14 protein-coding genes are annotated in these 20520 nt (G+C 52.5%); 1 reads left to right on the top strand and 13 read right to left on the bottom strand.

Annotated features, from left to right (window positions below; translation table 11 throughout):
* Positions 1-126: 126 nt before the first annotated feature.
* A complete protein-coding gene (argA, locus tag A31E_RS09020) occupies positions 127-1458 on the top strand; it encodes an amino-acid N-acetyltransferase (RefSeq protein ID WP_000237970.1) in 1332 nt (443 codons plus the stop codon).
* 81 nt (positions 1459-1539) lie between these two features.
* Here argA and recD read toward each other — a convergent pair whose 3' ends face one another.
* From recD to A31E_RS26610, 13 genes are all read right to left on the bottom strand, one after another.
* Positions 1540-3366, bottom strand: a complete 1827-nt coding sequence (recD, locus tag A31E_RS09015) for an exodeoxyribonuclease V subunit alpha (protein WP_016249143.1) — start codon at positions 3364-3366, stop codon at positions 1540-1542.
* Positions 3366-6908, bottom strand: coding sequence for an exodeoxyribonuclease V subunit beta (gene recB / locus A31E_RS09010; protein ID WP_016249144.1), 3543 nt, complete (start codon positions 6906-6908; stop codon positions 3366-3368). The genes recD and recB overlap by 1 nt, the downstream gene beginning before the upstream one ends.
* Positions 6901-9789, bottom strand: a complete 2889-nt coding sequence (gene ptrA / locus A31E_RS09005) for a pitrilysin (protein ID WP_016249145.1) — start codon at positions 9787-9789, stop codon at positions 6901-6903. Before ptrA ends, recB begins: the two co-directional genes overlap by 8 nt.
* Positions 9790-9964: 175 nt before the next feature.
* Positions 9965-13333, bottom strand: coding sequence for an exodeoxyribonuclease V subunit gamma (gene recC, locus A31E_RS09000; RefSeq protein WP_016249146.1), 3369 nt, complete (start codon positions 13331-13333; stop codon positions 9965-9967).
* Between the two features lie 12 nt (positions 13334-13345).
* Positions 13346-13669, bottom strand: coding sequence for a prepilin-type N-terminal cleavage/methylation domain-containing protein (locus A31E_RS08995; RefSeq protein ID WP_001276464.1), 324 nt, complete (start codon positions 13667-13669; stop codon positions 13346-13348).
* Positions 13654-14061, bottom strand: a complete 408-nt coding sequence (locus A31E_RS08990) for a DUF2509 family protein (protein WP_016249147.1) — start codon at positions 14059-14061, stop codon at positions 13654-13656. The genes A31E_RS08995 and A31E_RS08990 overlap by 16 nt, the downstream gene beginning before the upstream one ends.
* The gene (locus tag A31E_RS08985) at positions 14058-14621 is read right to left on the bottom strand and encodes a prepilin peptidase-dependent protein (RefSeq protein ID WP_016249148.1); all 564 of its coding nucleotides are present in this window, start codon (positions 14619-14621) and stop codon (positions 14058-14060) included. Before A31E_RS08985 ends, A31E_RS08990 begins: the two co-directional genes overlap by 4 nt.
* Positions 14612-15082 (bottom strand): prepilin peptidase-dependent protein, encoded by a 471-nt coding sequence (locus A31E_RS08980; protein WP_000857060.1) that lies wholly within the window; start codon positions 15080-15082, stop codon positions 14612-14614. The genes A31E_RS08985 and A31E_RS08980 overlap by 10 nt, the downstream gene beginning before the upstream one ends.
* Positions 15083-15267: 185 nt before the next feature.
* A complete protein-coding gene (gene thyA / locus A31E_RS08975; RefSeq protein ID WP_000816232.1) occupies positions 15268-16062 on the bottom strand; it encodes a thymidylate synthase in 795 nt (264 codons plus the stop codon).
* A 6-nt stretch (positions 16063-16068) separates the two neighbouring features.
* Positions 16069-16944 (bottom strand): prolipoprotein diacylglyceryl transferase, encoded by an 876-nt coding sequence (lgt, locus tag A31E_RS08970; RefSeq protein WP_000204650.1) that lies wholly within the window; start codon positions 16942-16944, stop codon positions 16069-16071.
* A 150-nt stretch (positions 16945-17094) separates the two neighbouring features.
* A complete protein-coding gene (ptsP, locus tag A31E_RS08965; protein ID WP_000957931.1) occupies positions 17095-19341 on the bottom strand; it encodes a phosphoenolpyruvate--protein phosphotransferase in 2247 nt (748 codons plus the stop codon).
* A 12-nt stretch (positions 19342-19353) separates the two neighbouring features.
* Positions 19354-19884, bottom strand: a complete 531-nt coding sequence (rppH, locus tag A31E_RS08960) for an RNA pyrophosphohydrolase (RefSeq protein ID WP_000564487.1) — start codon at positions 19882-19884, stop codon at positions 19354-19356.
* A 352-nt stretch (positions 19885-20236) separates the two neighbouring features.
* Entirely contained in the window at positions 20237-20383 is a 147-nt protein-coding gene (locus A31E_RS26610) for a hypothetical protein (protein WP_001516990.1), read from the bottom strand.
* Between the last annotated feature and the right edge of the window lie 137 nt (positions 20384-20520).

Consider the following 20520-nt stretch of genomic DNA (forward strand, 5'->3'; position numbering starts at 1 on the left):
CATTCTTTTTATATTCACGGCATTACTGATAAAAAAAATGTTCACGCATAAAATTTGCACTTGCACACGGCAAAAAAACAGAATAAAAATACATTAATTTCGAATAATCATGCAAAGAGGTGTGCCGTGGTGAAGGAACGTAAAACCGAGCTGGTCGAGGGATTCCGCCATTCGGTTCCCTATATCAACACCCACCGGGGGAAAACGTTTGTCATCATGCTCGGCGGTGAAGCCATTGAGCATGAAAATTTCTCCAGTATCGTTAATGATATCGGGTTGCTGCACAGCCTCGGCATCCGTCTGGTCGTGGTCTATGGCGCGCGTCCACAAATAGATGCGAATCTGGCAGCGCATCGCCACGAACCGCTGTATCACAAAAATATACGTGTGACCGACGGCAAAACACTGGAACTGGTGAAGCAGGCTGCGGGGACATTACAACTGGACATCACTGCACGCCTGTCGATGAGCCTTAATAACACGCCATTGCAGGGAGCGCATATCAACGTCGTCAGTGGCAATTTTATTATTGCCCAGCCGCTGGGCGTCGATGACGGCGTGGATTACTGTCATAGTGGGCGCATCCGGCGGATTGACGAAGAAGCGATTCATCGCCAACTGGACAGCGGTGCAATTGTGCTGATGGGGCCGGTGGCGGTTTCGGTCACTGGCGAGAGTTTTAACCTGACCTCGGAAGAGATTGCCACTCAACTCGCCATCAAGCTGAAAGCCGAGAAGATGATTGGTTTTTGCTCTTCACAGGGGGTCACCAATGACGACGGTGACATCGTCTCCGAGCTTTTCCCCAACGAAGCGCAATCGCGGGTAGAAGCTCAGGAAGAGAAAGGCGATTACAACTCCGGTACGGTGCGCTTTTTACGTGGTGCAGTGAAGGCTTGCCGCAGCGGTGTTCGTCGCTGTCATTTAATCAGTTATCAGGAAGATGGCGCGCTGCTACAAGAGCTGTTCTCACGTGACGGTATCGGTACGCAAATTGTGATGGAAAGCGCCGAGCAGATTCGTCGCGCAACAATCAATGATATCGGCGGTATTCTGGAGTTGATCCGCCCGCTGGAGCAGCAAGGTATTCTGGTGCGTCGTTCTCGTGAACAACTGGAGATGGAAATCGACAAATTCACCATTATTCAGCGCGATAACACAACTATTGCCTGCGCTGCGCTCTATCCGTTCCCGGAAGAGAAAATTGGCGAAATGGCCTGCGTGGCGGTACACCCGGATTACCGCAGTTCTTCCCGTGGTGAAGTCCTGCTGGAGCGTATCGCAGCCCAGGCCAGGCAAAGCGGCTTAAGCAAATTATTTGTGCTGACCACGCGCAGTATTCACTGGTTCCAGGAGCGTGGTTTTACCCCGGTGGATATTGATTCACTGCCAGAGAGCAAAAAGCAGATGTACAACTATCAGCGTAAATCCAAAGTGCTGATGGCGGATTTAGGGTAAGCGATGAAAATCGCCAGATGCGATATGCGCAATGCCCGGGGGCATGATAAGACGCGCATGCGTCGCATCAGGCATTCGCGTTTATCCCCGCGAACTAAATAACGCTGCCAGTCCGCTACGCCGCTCGGTACGTGTGGCGATTGCCGCACTTAATATGCGCTCATCGGCATACAATGATAAACGGCGACGCGCACGGGTCACTGCGGTGTAAACCAGCTCTCGCGTCACGACCGGCGTGCGCTGGCTCGGCAAAATCAACGCCGCATGGTCGAACTCAGACCCCTGCGATTTATGTACCGTCATCGCCCACGTGGTTTCGTGTTCCGGTAAACGACTTGGTTGCACTGACTTGATATTACCGTCCGGCATTGCAAACCAGACGCGCGTTCCTTGCCCGCGATCCAGTGCAATACCAATATCACCATTAAACAACCCAAGGGCGCTGTCATTGCGGGCAATCATCACCGGCCTGCCTTCGTACCAGCGCGAGTGTGAATGGCGATGGATTTTGCGCTTCTGTTGCATAAACTGCTCAATTCGCTCATTCAGCCCGGCTACGCCAAACGGCCCTTCCCGCAAGGCGCACAAAAGCTGGTATTCATTGAATGCCTGAATAATTAAATCCGGCTCGGCACGCGCTTGCAGCAGATCCAGATAGCGTCCGTAACCCGCAAGAGCTTCCTCAAGCATCGCAATATAATCTTCGCCACTCTGTAAAATCCGTTTTTCGATATCAGTAAAATCCTGCTGAAAAACGGTTTTTACTGCCGTTTTATCGCCGCGATTGATAGCCGCCGCGAGCTGACCAATGCCAGAATCGCTGCCGAAACGGTAACTTTTTTGCAAAAGGCAGAGACTATCGCGCAAAGATGCCGCCTCTGTGCCACTGCCCGCAGGAACGTAGCTCCCCGTCAGGCGACTTAGCTGCTCCGCTCGTTCTGCGGTAAAGCCCGCATTGGCATAAGCGCAAATATCGCCAAGAACAGCCCCAGCCTCAACAGAGGCCAGTTGATCACGGTCGCCAAGAAAGATCACTCTGGCATGATCGGGCAATGCGTCGATCAATCGTGACATCATGGGCAGATCGATCATTGACGCTTCATCGACCACCAACACATCAAGATGCAATGGGTTACCCGCATGATGGCGTAAACGCTGACTGCCCGGCTGCGCGCCCAGCAAGCGGTGCAGAGTGCTGGCATCTTCCGGAATACGTTTCTTTTGTTCATCCGTCAGCGGTAACTGGCGCAAAGCTTTGCCAAGTGATTCGGTTAAGCGCGCGGCGGCTTTCCCCGTCGGCGCAGCCAAACGGATGCGACAACGTTCACCGTCGGCCATCTGAATTAACGCTGCCAGCAACTTCGCCACGGTGGTCGTTTTACCGGTGCCGGGGCCACCGGAAATCACCGAGATCCGCCTCGTCAGCGCCACCGCTGCCGCCACTTTTTGCCAGTTAATGTCATCGCTTACTGGAAAAAGTTGGTCCAGGGTTTGCGCCAGTAGAGCTTCATCAACCTCAATGGCATGATTCACTTCATTGAAAAAGCGCGCCACCGTGCGCTCGTTACACCACATGCGGTTGAGATAGAGACGATCGCCACAAAGGATTATTGGTGTAGGCTCATCTCCCCGGCTGACCGCGTGTGAAGCCAGCAGACACTCTTCCCAGTTTTGTAGCTCACCGATTTCACTGACGCAGGTCGCCAGGAGCGGGTGCGAGGCTTCGTTGTTCTCCAGCCGTGAAAGCGGCAAACAGACATGTCCTTCCCCGGCATCATAACTTAACAGTGCCGCCGCAAGGGTGACGGCGGGATGTTCATCACCCGCCACGGTCAGGGCAAACTGCACGTCCAGCGGGCGTAGCTGTTTGTGCTCCACAGCTTCCAGTAATTGCTTTTGCAATTTCATTACGCCTCCTCCAGGGTCATACCAGCAAACATCTCATCCATCAGGGCAATCAACCCGGCATCGGGGCGGGTCGCGTAAATCCCTTGTTGCGGATGCTCTTTATCAACGCCGCGCAGGAACAGATAGATAACGCCGCCAAAGTGGCGCTCATAGTCGTAATCAGCAATGCGATGGCGCAGATAACGATGCAATGCCAGGGTATAAAGCTGATATTGCAGATCATAGCGGTGTGCTTGCATCGCCGCTGCCATAGCCTGTTGGGTGTATGCTGAGCTGTTTTCACCCAGCCAGTTGGATTTATAGTCGAGCAGGTAATAACGCCCTTCGTGGCGAAACACCAGGTCGATAAAGCCTTTTAACATGCCACGCACCTGCATGAACTCCAGCGACGGGCAGCCAGCAGAAAGCGGGTCAAACTGGCGGATTAGCGCATCAAGTTGGCTGGCGACGAGCGGTTCACTAATTGGCAGATAAAATTCCATCTCCACCTGTTTATCGCGGGCGGAAAGCTGACTCAGGCTGACTCCCGTTTCATTGAGCGGTGCCTGGAGAACAGCCATGATCCACTCGGTCAACACCGGTTCCCAATGCGCTTCAAAACCGCCAAGTTCCAGTTTTTCCCGCACCCAGTCAGGCTCAACCGGCTGGGTAAAATCCAGATCCTCAAACAAACTGTGCAAGAACGTCCCCGGTGACGCTCCGCGCGGAAACTGATGCGGTGTTAACGTCGGTTCTTCAACGACGCTGACCACACCTGCGGCGTCAACATCCAGCCGTGGCATCAAATCCTGAGCGATACCGTGACCACGCTGCTGCAAACCAGAGTAGCTGGTGACCCGCCAGTTATCGCCAGGTAAACGTTGTAACGTCTTCGCATTCAGTTCTGCTGTAGAAACATCATTAACCTGCCAGGGCTGATTATCACCGGTTTGTGCCGTTTGCCAGGCAATATCCTCATCGCACAATGCTTCAATACAGGCGCGAAGTCCTGCCGCATCCTTTGGTTCCCCTTTTTGCAGCAAGCGTCCGAGCGCACTTTGATGGACGTCGGTGTCACCTTTTTTATCGCCTCGACGGCGCACCAGTGGCGCGACGCCAAGACTGCAATGCCAGACCGAACGCGTCAGCGCCACATAAAGCAAACGCAGATCTTCCGCCAGACGTTCGGCCTCAGCGAGATCGACGCTTTCTGGCGCAGCGTTAAGATCCAGAACAGCCTCAAATGAATGACGATCGTGATAGAACGCCTGATCCTGGACGCGGAAATTGGTAATAAATGGCAACCAGACTAGCGGATACTCCAGTCCTTTCGACTTGTGGATCGTAACAATCTGCACCAGATGTTTGTCACTTTCGAGGCGCATTTGCTGGCTGGACGCGTTACTGTCTGGCTCGAGGATATGCTGTGATAACCAGCGTACCAGCGCATGTTCACTTTCAAGCTGCGTTCCCGCTTCCTGAAGTAATTCACTGATATGTAAAATATCTGTAAGACGCCGCTCACCACCCGCCGTTGCCAGCAGGTTTTCTGCAATGTTGCGCGCCGACATCAGCGCCCGCAGCATTGGCATAACGCCGCGTTTTCGCCAGATTTGTCGATAACCATCGAACTCTTCAACGACTGCATCCCAGGCATGTTCGTCATTATTCAGCATTTCGATATCCAGCGCGTTCAGCCCCATCATTGACGTTGCCAGCGCGCTACGCAGAGTATTTTCACGTTCAGGCGTCATCACTGCCTGCAACAGCCAAAGCATCTCCTGCGCTTCCAGAGTTTCAAAAACACTGTCGCGGTTCGAAAGGTAAACGGAAGGGATTTCCAGCAGCGTTAAGGCATCACGTATCTGGGCGGCCTCCTGGCGGCTGCGCACCAACACACTGATGTCTGAAGCACGCACCGGACGCGCGTCATCGCCATTCATCAACAACGCGTCTCCGCGCTGCCCGGCCTGCAGCCAGTCGCGGATTTGCGCGGCGCATACCTGCGCCATGGTACTTTGATAATCGCCAACGCCGCAGCTTTCGCCTTCCATCAGCCACATTTTCATCGAAGGCTGCGTTTCACCTTTAAATACGAAACGCAGCGCCTGATTTTTCCCGGCTGATTTCACAGGAATAAACGGTATTTCGCGAAACATAAAAGCGTCATCAGTCTGGCTAAAAAGCGTGTTCACACTGTTCACCATTCCTGGTGCGGAACGCCAGTTGGTATCCAACGTGTAATGAGCGCGAACTTCGCTACGCGCCTTCATGTAGGTGAAGATATCCGCACCACGGAACGCATAAATAGCCTGTTTCGGATCACCAATCAGTAACAATGCAGTTTCCGGCTGATGGTGCCAGATGTGGCGGAAAATCCGGTACTGCTGAGGGTCGGTATCCTGAAACTCGTCGATCATTGCCACCGGGAATCGCGTGCGGATCGCCGTCGCCAGCGCCTCTCCGCTTTCGCTACACAACGCGGAATCCAGCCGACTTAACATGTCGTCAAAACCCAGTTCGCCACGGCGGCGTTTTTCACGCGCTACCGTTTCACGGATCTCAGCTAATGCGCGAGTGATCACCAGATCGCGGATCGATAATGGTTCAGCAAGTAATTGATCGATCGCCTCAAACAGCGGATGGCGCGGTGTCTCGCCCCCTGCTTTTGTGCGATCTTCTAAGAAACGCTGAGAGAATTTTTCCAGCGACTCCGGCAACTGATAACTGTTGGTCTCTTCTTCTGCCCAGGCGCTAATCTTGTCAACCCATTTAGCCTGATTGCTACGGTTAAACTTGCGTCGATCAATACCTGAAGATTCGATTAGCGCATCCAGTTCACCTACCGCATCACGCCACTGCTGTTTTACGGTATCGATACGCGCCACAATTTGCGCGTGGCGGGAAGCCAGCGTTTCATCATCGGGCGGCGGCGCTTTAATAACTGGCGCTTCCCCTTGCAGATATCGATTAATATCGCGCAGCAACGCCTGCGGCCCTTTCCATGTTTCAAAGACCACCTGAGCAATTTCACGCGGCAGAGGATAGCAGTGGCGACGCCAGAAATCGGCGCAGGCCTGGTAGCGCAGTAGCGATTCATCTTCAATCAGTTGCTGCTCAAACAACATACCGGATTCAAAAGCATTCAGGTTGAGCATTCGCTGACAAAAACCGTGAATGGTAAAAACTGCCGCTTCATCCATCTGTCGTTCGGCTAACAGCAGCCACTGCGCGGCCTGCGCTTTATCGTCAATCTCTTCCAGCAGGCGCGCATACAGAGGGTTGTCGGTGGTTTCACGTAGACAGGCGATGCGCAACTCATGAATATTGCTACGGATACGACCGCGCAACTCTGCGGTGGCAGCCTCGGTAAAGGTCACCACCAGCAGTTCTTCAACGGTCAACGGGCGGGGAAAGGCAGCAGAACCACCTAGTCCAAGTAACAGGCGCAAATAGAGCGCTGCTATCGTAAAGGTTTTGCCTGTGCCGGCAGAGGCTTCAATCAGGCGCTCACCCAGTAAGGGCAAGCGCAAAGGATCTAGTGTCTCAGCGACATCACTCATTCTTTTCACTCATCAGGGGCATTGTTTGCTGCAACGCGCTGACGTTCTCCCACACTTTCCAGCCTTCAGGATGCACATATTCAGCTTTCCCATTCTGGCTGCCGGAAATCTGCGACAGGATAGCCATGCCTTGCGGCTCGACCACTGCCTGATGGAAGAAATCGGCAAGTTTTTGCGGCGTCAGCAGTTTTATCTGTGCCACGATTTTATCACGCGAATCAAAGCGCATATTGCCGCGATCGAAATCTTTACTTAACTTCGATGCTTCTTCGCCCAGCGTTTGCGGTGCCTGTAGCATCTGGCTGATAACCGCCTGCTGGATTTGCGCGAACTCTTCTGGCTTCATCGCGCGCAGTTTCGCCTCAGCCGTTGGGAAAAAGGCCTTGTAACGATCCCACAGGTACGAAGGCTGTTTATCATTACTTTGCAGTAAGAAGCCCATGCCCCACTGACGTCCCACGCTCATTGGGAACGCGAACACGGCGTACCCCAACTGCTCTTCAGTACGCAACTGATTGTAGAACCACGGTTGTACAATCTGCGCCAACAGAGAACTGTAGGCTGAACTGGTGTATTCATCATAGCCAGTCGGTACAAATACTGCTGCCAGTGCGGAGTCGGTACTGTTACCGGCTTTTTCAAAAATGACGGACTGTTTTTTATCGACCAGGACATCTTTGTTACGACACCACTCTGAGCCATCAGCCCCTAACTGTTTTTGCACATCGCGCGCCAGCGTTGTTGCCTGGGCTTCGGTCATGTTGCCGATAACCATGAACTCTGGTCGTGCCCCGGATTTTAAGGCGTCGCGATAGGCCATCACCTCTTTCAGGGTGATAGTGGGCAAAATTTTACGTCGCTCATCTCGCGAGAAGTACGGCACCTGCGAGAGCATCTGCGCGGGCATAATCGCCTGCTCAAACGCTTTGCCTTTTTCTGCGGAATCCATCATCTGGTTATACCAGGATTTCGCCTGTTCAAGCTGCTCTGGTGTAGCGGTATAGCTAAAGTAGCCCTCCAGCAGAGCCTGAAAAAGTTGCGGCAGACGCTGAGTGTAACCATTAGCATTAACCATAAGGCCGTTGTTAGCATTGGTGGAAAAACTAATGCCGCCAACCGACGCCTGGTTGCTTAACTGATCAAGCGCCAACCCTGCGAGATAATCATTGAGCGCAAACATCACCTGGTTACGGGCGCTGTCCATCGCTTTCGGGTTACGCAAAATCAGGCTGACATCGGCTTTTGGTTCGCTGACAAAATAGCGACTCGGCGCATACACCACACGCAAATTGGATTCATCAACAATCAGCTCTGGATGGTCGTATTTCTTCTCTGATTTAATCAGCGAGAAATCGTCAGGAATATAGGGATTAAGCTCCGGCAGGGAGAGCGCTATGTCGGCAGCTTTTTTCTGCCAGTCAGCGAAAGTTTGCTCGCTGATTTTATCGACCTGATACGGCGCATCGACAAAGTAAGCCATTTTATTGTGTGGCTCTTTCGGGCTGATATACCAGATACGCGCGTTTTGCGGCGTCATCATCGCCAGACGTTCTTTTACTGCTTTAGCATCATACTGATCGGCTATATTGACCGCGTCCAGCGTATGCTCAACGGGAACGCGAATCATGGTATCTGCCAGCCACTCGACGTAATCCATATCACGAGTGATTGACGGATAACGGAAATCGATATCCAGCACATTCGCCAGTTCATCGAAATACTGTTTATCAATCCCTTTTTCGCGTAACAGATTGAGGTAGCTGAAAATAGCCGCTACAACCTGATCGCGATTAGCCAGACCTTTATCGGTTAAGGACGCAGAGATCGCTAACACGCCACTGTTGCCATTGACGATAGGATCGGAGTTGGCGCTAATGCCCTCAACTAATCCCTGTTTTTGCAACCAGTCAGAAAGCGTTCCTGGGCTGCGATTGCCAATCAGATAGGTAATTAACTCATCAGTTTTACTACGGAACTCCGCCGAATTGTTATCGATGCGAAACTCGACACGCAGCACTTTACGCGGCAACGCCGGGACGTAATGAATGATAATGCCCTTTTGTGCATCGGTGACTACCGGCACGGTGATTTCCGGTTTTTTGCTCTCTTTGTTCGGCACTCGACCGAAGGTGTCCGCCGCCATCTTCGCCAGCTCCTGCAGCGGTTTGTTACTGTAGATAACAGCCTTCATCAGATTGGCGGAGTAATATTTCTCATGGAAATTTTTCAGCGCCTGCTGCACCGGATTACCGGGTTTGTCGCTTAAGGTTTCCAGGTTGCCACCAGAAAACTTTGCACCAGGGTGGGCCGGGTTAATGGTTTCTGCGCTGACCTGCGCCATACGCATCCCGTCACGCGTGCGCGCCATAGTTAATTCGGCGTTCACTGCATTACGCTCACGTTCGGCATATTTCTTGTCGAGTAAAGGTTCCGCAATGGCGTCCGCCAGGCGGTCTACCGCCCCTGGTAAGGCGTCATTTTCCACTTCCAGATAGAAAGCGGTGCGATACGGTGCCGTGCTGGCGTTATGACTGCCACCGTGCATTTTGAGGTATTCGGCCAGACTGTCAGCCTGCGGGTACTTTTTCGACCCCATCAGGCTCATATGTTCAAGATAATGTGCCAGCCCCTGATAAGCCTCGGGATCTTCCAGCGATCCAACGGGCACCACCAGTGCAGAAAGGGATTTTACCGCCTGCGGGTCAGAAACCAACAATACCACCATGCCGTTATCCAGACGCACAGCCTGATACTGACGGTTATCTTTATCACTTTTACGGATGGTTTCCTGAATCGGCTGCCATCCCGTTTCTGCCTGACTTAAGGGTGCCCAAAGGGCAACAAACAACAGTACTGCTTTGAACCAGGTGCTGCGGGGCATTCACGGACCTCATTATCAACTTTATTTTTCAGCCAGATTCAACACGTTAACGTAAATCATCCGGCAGAATTTAATCTCGCGCTGAACAAGTCAGCCTATGTCTATATAACCATCAGTCCGTGACTGGTGCGCATCATAAAGTAAGCAAATGGATTGCGCAATTTTTATACAACACTCATGACTGATTAAAACGAAACAGCGGTAACAGGAAACGTTGCGACTGCTCAACGATGGCTTCCATTGTCTCTGGCGTTAATTGCCGCCAGAGCCTCTGATACCAGATATCGTCACCTTCTCCACGCACCATCATGTTGCCTTCGTAAGCCTGAAGGAATTTCGTACGGGCTTTTTGCACAGTGGACTCGTCATCCAGCATGACATCGTGTTCAGCGTCATAACAGGTTTTTAGCCACGCGCCGCCACTTTCAGGTAACACCAGTAACGGCGCGGACATTCCTTCACGATACCCTTCAATCAGTTGTGAGAGGTAATGTAAAGCCTGTTCGGCTGCAAGCGGCGGAAAACGCCACTCACCGTCTTTACGCAGGAAAAGGCGACTCTCACCGTTACCACCGCTGGCACAGTAGACAAGGTGTTCCAGCCAAAGTTGCATTCCCTGTGCCACACTGAGCAAAGAGGGACGCCAGCGCAACAGACCATCCGGCTGGACCTGCGGCAACCAGCCCGTAATTTGCACGCCATTGCAGGTGAGATCGATTTCTAAACTCTGCCCCGGTTGCCGACAGGCAATGACTCTGTCGGCAAGTTGCTGCATCTCCTGGCACTGCGTTTCCCAGAAAATTTCACCAAATGCGCCATACGGCAAATCACCTGCCGCCCGGAACCGGCGGAACAAACGTTCGGCATCATCCTGCTCGACCAATGCATTTAATAGCTGCTGGTTGATCTGATAACGGCTAAGTCCCTCCAGAATAAATGGCTCGGTGTCGGGGATTTCGCTGTCTTCGGTGCGGAAGTTCACCTGCAAGCGCATCTGGAAAAATGCTCGCACCGGATGTGACCAGAATCGTTGTAGCGTCTCCAGCGGCACAGTTTCCGGCAAGGTAAACGGCAGTGGCTGAACAAATTCAGAGTGCGCCTTGCCTGCCTGGCTGGCTGCCGGTAGCCACTCGCGCGCATAGCTTTGTCGCTCACCGGGTTGGTAGTTTTGCGGATCAAACGGCATCCGGGTATGGAGGCAAGTAAGATGCGCTTTCACCCTCGCCTCACTTTCATCGCAGTTAAGCGCTTCATCGCCCGGCAGATAATGGCTTTGCCCGATGTAGTCGATCAGTTCCTGCACCAAAACCGACGGGAAACGTTCGCTGTTATCCTGAATGGAGCGCCCAATATAGCTGATATAGAGTTTTTGCTGCGCGGAAATTAACGCCTCCAGGAACAGATAGCGGTCGTCATCGCGACGACTGCGGTCGCCACGCTTTGGTTTCTGGCTCATTAAATCAAAACCCAGCGGCGCGAGCTGGCGCGGGTAAACACCATCGTTCATTCCCAGCAGGCAAACTACTTTGAACGGGATGGAACGCATTGGCATCAGGGTACAAATATTGACCGGACCGGCAAGAAAACGCTGGCTGATACGTTCTTGATCCAGACGTTGTGCCAGTTCATCACGTAACAGTGACAGCGGCACCACGTCGCCATACTGCGCTCCCAGCCCTTCTGCGATGATAGCCAGCCACTGTTGCTCAATAAGCGTCATCGCCGCTTCGGTTTCCGCATCCGGCAGGAAGAAAGCATTGAGCATGTCGCGGCATACCGGCAGCCACTCTTCCAGCGGTCGCTCCTGTGCCAACCCGCGACGCCAGATGTTGAGCTGCATCAGCAGTGACGCCAGATGCCCCACCAGCTCTGCAATTAAGCCGCTCGACTCATCATAAGGAAGAACAGATTGCCATTCTCCCTGAGCACTCTCCATCGCGTAGCCCAGCAACATACGCGTCAGGCCAAATTGCCAGGTGTGTTGCCCGGTGGCGGGAAGTTCCAGCTCGCGAACGTTGTCGTCATCAATCCCCCAGCGAATGCCGGATTCATTGACCCACTGGCGTAAATAACGCAGCCCTTCTTCGGTGATATCAAACCGCGCCGCCAGCACCGGTACGTCCAGCAGCGCCAAAACGTCCTCCGATACAAAGCGGCTGTCAGGCAACGATAACAGGCTGATAAATGCTTCCAGTACCGGATGCGACTGTCGCGCCCGACGGTCGGAAATGGCGTAAGGCAGATAACGATCCGCCGGAGCACTACCAAACACCGCCTGAATAAACGGACTGTAGCTATCGATGTCAGCCACCATCACGATGATATCGCGCGGAGTGAGTGTCGGATCTTCTTCCAGCATCGCCAGCAATCGATCGTGCAAGACTTCAACTTCGCGCTGCGGGCTATGGCAAACATGGAAGGTGACGCTGTTATCCTGCGGATCGAGCTGCCGTTTGTTATCGCTGCGGGAAAACTCTTCAAGGTTCACGCCTGCGACGGCGCGGTTTTCCAGTTCCAGAATGTCGGACTGAATGTTATGCAGCAGGCTGTCTGGAGTAACATCGACAAAGGCATCCAGTTCCTGACTGCTCTGGAGATCAGCAAGCAGATAGATGTAGTCTCGCCCCAGCTTGCCCCATGAGGCCAGCAGAGGGTTGCCAATATCCTGTTCGCCGTCGCTGTTAAACAACTGCCCGGCATTTTCGCTATCGCGAAATAGCGGCAATTCGCGATCTTCAAAGCTGTGCCGACGCTGGCGGGTTAGCAGTTTCGCCAGATACGCAGGATCTTTAATATCGCCCCAGTAATAACGGCAAGGGTTGGTAAACAGAAGATGGATTTCAATATGTTTACCCAGCGCCTGTAACGCCTGTAGATAAACTGGCGGTAATGCGGAAATACCGCAGATAAATACGCGCGAAGGTAGCCCTGGCGGGCAGGTCGTTGCAGACTCCAGCGTTTCGATAAAGCGTTGATAGAGATTGGCACGGTGCCAACGAGGTTGCCCCAGCTCGTCAGTATATTCTACCAGCGCCTTCCACAATGGAGCTTGCCAGGCCTGCGCTTCTCCCAGCCCTTCAACCAGATGTCCCGCTTCCCACTGAGCCAGCCAGTCCGGGCGATAGACCAGATACTGGTCAAACAGGTCCGCCGCTTTTGAGGAAAGCTGAAACAGTTTCCGCTTGTCACTATCGTCAGTCAGGTAATGGCGCAACAGGGTAAAATCTTCGCAATCCAACAGTTGCGGCAGCAGAGTCATCAGTTTCCAGCTCATGCTCTGCTTGTTAAAGGCACTCTCTTTGGGGATCTCCGGCAATACGCGGACGAACATATCCCAGATAAAACTCGCAGGGAGCGGGAAATCAATGTTTGCCGCAATACCGAACTTCTGCGACAGGGTCATTTGCAGCCACTGTGCCATACCGGTACTTTGCACCAGAATCATCTCTGGCTCGAAAGGATCGTCCAGCCGCTCGCGTTCGACGATAAACTCCATCAACGCTTCCAGCACGTCCAGACGATTGGAATGGTAGACCCTTAACATAGCGGCTCCTGACTACTGACGATTCGGGCAATGCAGGCGGGTCATCTCGCCTTCTCTGCCCCCGGGTGAAACTAACGTAACGCTGATGCTGACACATCCCGCCTGCGATGTCTGCATTCGGTTGACCTGCCAGTTGGCAGGTGGCGAAATCGCGCGTAGTTGCGTTTGCTGCCAGCCATGCCGCCAGAGCTGTTGGTACTGGCCTCTGCTGGTAAGACTGTTCATTAATGTTCGCTGGAAACCGGATAACGCAGTGACAATCATCACCATCAGCACCATCGCCAGCATCACTTCCGGTAGACTAAAGCCTTGTTGATTCTTCAGGGAAGCTGACATAACGCCACCTCTTTCTGCGGACAAAAATCACTCCAGCCGTGTGGCGAAAAAGCAATATTTCCATCGTTCACTTCGCCTGTTCGCCATAATGAAACGCCTTCATAACTGGCAATCAGCAAGATTTCACTATCAGCCAGTAAACGCAGACAAACTCGGGCACCGGTTGCAGCGAACTGTGAGCACTGAACTACGGGTTGCGTCTGCCAGGTGTGCATTTTTCCCCATTCCAGCGCCGACTGTACAATTGCCTGACGACGCAATGACTGGCTTTCCATAGTCACCCGAGAAGCAAAACTGCGCTCCTGTTGGCTCATTCCTTGTAGCAGCAAGCTGCCCAATACCAGCAACATCAGGACCAGTGCCAGCGATGAAACGCCCCGTTCACGGTTCACAGGTTGAATCCTGTTACGCTATAGCTGGCATCCACCACGGTTTGTGGTTCAGCCTTACTGGCACCGCGCATACTAACCGTTAATACCGGCGAGAATCCGCTGACATCCTGACGCAGGACCTGAAAAGTGTCGATAATGACGGCGTCCGGGTTGGTGACTTTATCCCAGCCTTTACCTTCACAGGATGCGGCACCACGTAACATTTCCAGCACATGCTCTTTCAAACGAAATCCAATCTGGTCGGACTCTTTTACCGGCTCACGATCCCAGATACCGTTACTGTTCGCGTCCCACTGCACAATGATGCAGTCACCCTGCCCGACAATTTCCAGCCCTTCACCAGTGCAGTTACCATGACAATAACCAGCCCTTTGAAGATGCTTCGCAACGGTGTAGACCCGCAGCCAGATCTCATCTTCCAGTGCCAGCTTGCGCGTTGTAATCAAGCTTTCCCGCTGTAATGCTGGCAGAAACCGCGCAGCCCCCAGCAGCAATACGCTACTGATAGCCATAGCAATCAGCACTTCCAGCAGCGAAAATCCTTGCTCTTTTACAGACATCCTTGTGTTTCTCCTTGCTGACAAAGCCGGAGTCTTCCCCACGGTGAAATCACCAGCCACCACTCGCCCGCTGAGTTTTTGAAGTGAATATGCCCGGCCCATGCGGTATTGCGCAGGCCAAAGAACGTAAGCGAAGGGGTCAGGTCACTCATTTCGACTTCGGGCCAGCGTGGCACAAAGACCAACGGTGAATGGCCATGACAGGTATTCGTCCCTGCGGCGGCACTTACAAGACACCATGACGTTCCCTCCCTGATGACGCTGATACTGTGGTCGCGGTTATGCCAGTTGGCATCCTCACGTAAATAGAGCAAATAATCCCGCGCCTGGCTGGCGGTTTGCCATAGCCGTTGCGACTGCTGCCAGTATTGCCAGCCATAGAGTCCAGTTGCGCTTAACATGACTAAAATCAGCATCGCAACCAGTGTTTCAATCAGCGTATAACCACGTTGTGTTTTCATGTCGGCAGTATGCGACGAGGAGAAAAAAAGGCGAGGCCCTGTTTCTATTTTCTCGGCGCGTCTTCCGCACTATTTACGTTGTTGCAGGGCGTTGCAAAATTTCGGGAAGGCGTCTCGAAGAATTTAACAGAGGGTAAAAAAAACCGACGCACACTGGCGTCGGCTCTGGCAGGATGTTTCGTAAATCAGATAGCAACCGGAGCCTTAATGCCCGGATGCGGATCGTAGCCTTCAATCTCAAAATCTTCGAAACGGTAGTCGAAGATGGATTCTGGTTTACGTTTGATAATCAGCTTCGGCAGCGGACGCGGCTCGCGGCTTAATTGTAGATGGGTTTGATCCATATGGTTGCTGTACAGGTGCGTGTCGCCACCGGTCCAGACAAAATCACCCACTTCCAGATCGCACTGCTGCGCCATCATATGCACCAGTAGTGCGTAGCTGGCGATGTTAAACGGCAGGCCGAGGAAGACGTCACAGGAGCGTTGATAAAGCTGGCAAGAAAGCTTGCCGTCTGCCACATAAAACTGGAAGAACGCATGGCACGGAGCCAGCGCCATTTTATCCAGTTCGCCCACGTTCCACGCCGAAACAATAATGCGGCGGGAGTCCGGGTCGTTTTTCAATTGATTCAATACCGTGGTGATTTGATCAATATGACGACCATCTGGCGTTGGCCATGCGCGCCACTGTTTGCCATACACCGGGCCGAGATCGCCATTTTCATCGGCCCATTCGTCCCAGATAGTGACATTGTTTTCATGCAGATAAGCAATGTTGGTATCGCCCTGCAGGAACCATAGCAGCTCATGGATGATGGAACGCAGGTGGCAACGCTTGGTTGTCACCAGTGGGAATCCATCCTGCAGGTTAAAACGCATCTGATGACCAAAAATGGAAAGCGTTCCGGTTCCGGTACGGTCGTTTTTCTGTGTGCCTTCGTCGAGCACTTTTTGCATCAGTTCTAAATACTGTTTCATGGTTCCTCAGGAAACGTGTTGCTGTGGGCTGCGACGATATGCCCAGACCATCATGATCACACCCGCGACAATCATCGGGATGGAAAGAATTTGCCCCATGCTGATGTACTGCACCCAGGCACCGGTAAACTGCGCGTCGGGCTGGCGGAAAAACTCAACAATGATGCGAAACGCGCCATAGCCAATCAGGAACAAGCCTGAGACAGCCCCCATTGGGCGCGGTTTACGAATGTAGAGGTTAAGGATGATAAACAGCACCACACCTTCCAGCAGCAGTTCGTACAACTGTGACGGGTGGCGCGGCAGCACACCGTAAGTGTCGAAAATGGATTGCCACTGTGGGTTGTTTTGCAGCAGCAGAATGTCTTCGGTACGGGAGCCAGGGAACAGCATGGCAAACGGGAAGTTCGGGTCAACGCGGCCCCACAGTTCACCGTTAATAAAGTTGCCCAGACGCCCGGCACCAAGACCAAACGGAATGAGCGGTGCAATAAAATCAGAGACCTGGAAGAAGGAGCGTTTGGTACGGCGGGCGAAGATAATCATCACCACGATAACGCCAATCAGGCCGCCGTGGAAGGACATGCCGCCGTCCCAGACGCGGAACAGATACAGCGGATCGGCCATAAACTGCGGGAAGTTGTAGAACAGAACATAACCAATACGTCCGCCCAGGAAGACACCGAGGAAGCCCGCATAGAGTAAGTTTTCAACTTCATTTTTGGTCCAGCCACTGCCCGGACGATTCGCCCGACGCCCCGCCAGCCACATTGCAAAAATGAACCCCACCAGATACATCAGGCCGTACCAGTGAAGCGCAACGGGTCCTATTGAGAAAATGACCGGATCAAATTCCGGAAAATGCAGATAGCTACTGGTCATCTGTCACCACAAGTTCTTGTTATTTCGCTGAAAGAGAACAGCGATTGAAATGCGCGCCGCAGGTTTCAGGCGCTCCAAAGGTGCGAATAATAGCACAAGGGGACCAGGCTGGTTGCCGGATACCGTTAAAAGATATGTATAGGAACCGCGCTATAATCCTCCGCGAATCAGCCCACCCATGCCGCGACGCTCCATAAATGCCGCAACCTGATGACGAACTTCAGTCGCCAGTTGCGCTTCCAGACTGCGCTGAGCAAGATTTTCTGCTTCGGCAAAATCAATGCGCCGCAGCAAGTATTTTACGCGCGCGACAGAGCGTCCGTTCATAGATAGATGGCGATACCCAAGCCCAATGAGGATCGCCACACACATGGGATCGCCCGCCATTTCACCGCACAAACGTAAGTCGATCCCCTGCGCTTCCGCTTCCCGGGCGATCATCGCCAGGGCTCGAAGCATTGCAGGATGAAGACTGTCATAAATGTTTGCCACCCGCGTGTTGTTGCGATCGACAGCCAGAATGTACTGGGTCAGATCATTGGTGCCTACCGAGATAAAATCGACCCGGTTTGCCAGATGCGGCAACATAAATACCATCGATGGCACTTCCAGCATGATACCGATACGCGGTTTAGGAATTGCGTAACCAATCATTTCTTCGACTTCACGTCCGGCACGCTCGATCAGGCGGCGTGCTTCGTCAACTTCATCGAGACTTGTGACCATCGGCAACAGGATGTTCAGGTTGCCCGTGGCGGCGTTAGCACGCAACATCGCCCGTACCTGAATCAAAAAGATCTCCGGCTGATCGAGCGTAATGCGGATCCCACGCCAACCAAGACATGGATTCTCTTCGCTGATAGGCATGTAAGGCAGTTGCTTATCAGCACCGACATCCAGCGTGCGCAGCGTGACGGGCTTATCATTAAACATTTGCAACATGCCCTGATACTGCGCCACCTGTTCTTCTTCCGACGGGAAGCCGCTTTGCAGCATAAAGGGAATTTCAGTGCGATAGAGTCCGATGCCATCAATGCGGCTGCCTAATTTTTCTTCATGTTCCGGACTTAACCCCGCATTGAGCATAACTTTTATGCGCTCGCCGCTTTTTAGCTGCGCGGGTAAATTGACATCATCTTCTGCCAGACGGCTAAGCTCAATCTCTTCGCTAATCAGCCGCTGATATTCATGTAGCAGCACCGGCTCCGGGTCGACCAGCAATTCCCCACGATAACCGTCAACGATCAACGTCCGACGATGCAGCACCGAAGGCTGAATGTCCGCGCCCATCACGGTGGGGATCCCCAGTGCACGCACCATGATTGCGGCGTGGGAGTTGGCAGCACCATCGCGCACGACAACGCCGACTAAGCGATCCTGAGGCAGTTCCGCAAGGGTAGTCGCTGACAGTTCATCTGCCACCAGAATGAAACGTTCCGGCCAGGCGTTCGCCCCCTGATTGGCATCATCAAGATGAAACAGTAATCGCTGACCCAGCGCGCGTAGATCGCCCGCTCGTTCTTTGAGATAGCTATCGCTTAGTGTGGCGAACTGTTCGGCAAATTTTTCAATGACAGTTTTCACCGCCCACTCTGCGACCGAACCTTTATCCACTTCAGCAAACAGTTCGCGACGCAGACGCGTATCGGAAAGCAAATGTGAGTAAAGATCGAAAATAGCCGCCGTTTCTTTTTGCGCCCCGGCGGCAAAGCGTTTGCTGTAACGGCGAAACTCATTGGCCGCCTCTTCCAGCGCCCCGGTCAGTCGCTCACGTTCCAGCGCCGGATCCAGCGTTGATGCCTGATACACCTGTTCCATTAAGGGTAACGTTGCATCCTGCCAACCTTCGGCAATCGCTACACCGGGCGCGGCCGGTAATGCGCGGATTCTCGTCTGGCGATATTGCCCGAACAACGCAGTCAACTGCGACTGGGATAGAATGGCGGCCATCTGGGTGGCGAGCGTCACCAGGAAGGATTCTTCGCTTTCGTTGTACTGCCGCAGTTCGCGTTGCTGCACCACCAGTACACCAAGCAACTGGCGACGTTGAATAATCGGCACGCCTAAAAACGCACGGAAACGCTCTTCTTTTACGGAGGGGATATATTTGAAGCTGGGGTGTTTTTGCGCATCCGCAAGGTTTATCGGTTCCGCCAGCCTGCCAACCAGACCGACGATCCCTTCATCAAACGCAAGCGTTACAGTGCGACCACGTGGTTTTTTTAATCCCCGGGTCGCCATCAGGTAGTAACAACGTCGGTCGTGATCGGCCAGGTAGACCGAACAGACCTCAGTATCCATCGCAAGACAGATGTCGGTAACCAGAATATTTAACGCCTCGTTCAGGCGTGGTGCGCTGGCTACCTTTTCGACTATTTCGCGCAGGCGAGTGAGCATAATTGGCGTGACTTAACCTCTTTTACGTCGATAAGCTGATGCGTTTTGTGGTTTAGGCGTATTTTCCTGAAGCGCCATCACAACACTCGCGAACTCTTTCATTACCCTACGGTAGACATCACGTTTAAATGACACCACCTGTCTGACCGGATACCAGTAACTTACCCATCGCCAGCCGTCAAACTCTGGTGTACTGCTGGTTTGCATATTGATTTCCGCATCGCCGCTCACCAACTGCAAGAGAAACCATTTTTGTTTTTGGCCGATACAAACCGGCTTCGTGTCCCAACGCACCAAACGTTTCGGTAATTTGTAGCGCAACCAGTTACGTGTTGAAGCAAGGATTCGAACGTCTTTACGGCTTAATCCTACTTCTTCAAACAATTCACGGTACATCGCCTGTTCTGCGGATTCTCCGGGATTAATTCCGCCTTGCGGAAACTGCCAGGAGTGCTGACCAAATCGCCGGGCCCACATTACTTGCCCCTGACGATTACAAATCACGATACCTACGTTTGGGCGGTAGCCATCGTCATCAATCACCGGACTACCTCAAAATAAAGCTTTATATACGAATGATTGTTTCATACTCCAGGAAGACGGTAAACCACTCTCTGCAGGGCATTACACACTAATAACAATTGAATAACTCACAGTTAAGTGCAGAGTTATAAACAGAGGAAGGGGCGGATAACCGTTTTTATTCACCTTTTCTGTGGATAGAGTTGTGAAGAAGTACGGAATTACCACGGGAAAACCCAGAGCACTCTGAATCAGCCGGATAAACGCGCCTTAAAATATTTTTTATTAATCAGTATATTATATACGTAAAGAGTGATGAAACAGAGATATTTGTGACCATGGTCACACCACCCATTTACGCGTTGGCGAAAGATCAACCAACGTCGTATTTATCCACAGAATGTGCCACTAAGTTAAGCACCGTACCACTAAAAATTAGAGTTTCGTCGCACGTCAAGGCTGTAAATGGAAACAGTAGTGAGGGTTTTTCACAGTTATCCCAGCTTTCTGTGGATAACATGGTGTAAGATCCTGTTTATTTTCAGTGACCAGAATTGGAAAACCCACCAGGACGTTGCGCAACACAGTAGCCTGTAGATTAAAAAACAAGATAAATCATAGAATTGAACAACGCATGTGGAAAAAGTTACACTCTGA

Origin of the sequence: Escherichia sp. KTE159 (genome assembly GCF_000408805.1) — a bacterium.
Taxonomy (GTDB): domain Bacteria; phylum Pseudomonadota; class Gammaproteobacteria; order Enterobacterales; family Enterobacteriaceae; genus Escherichia; species Escherichia marmotae.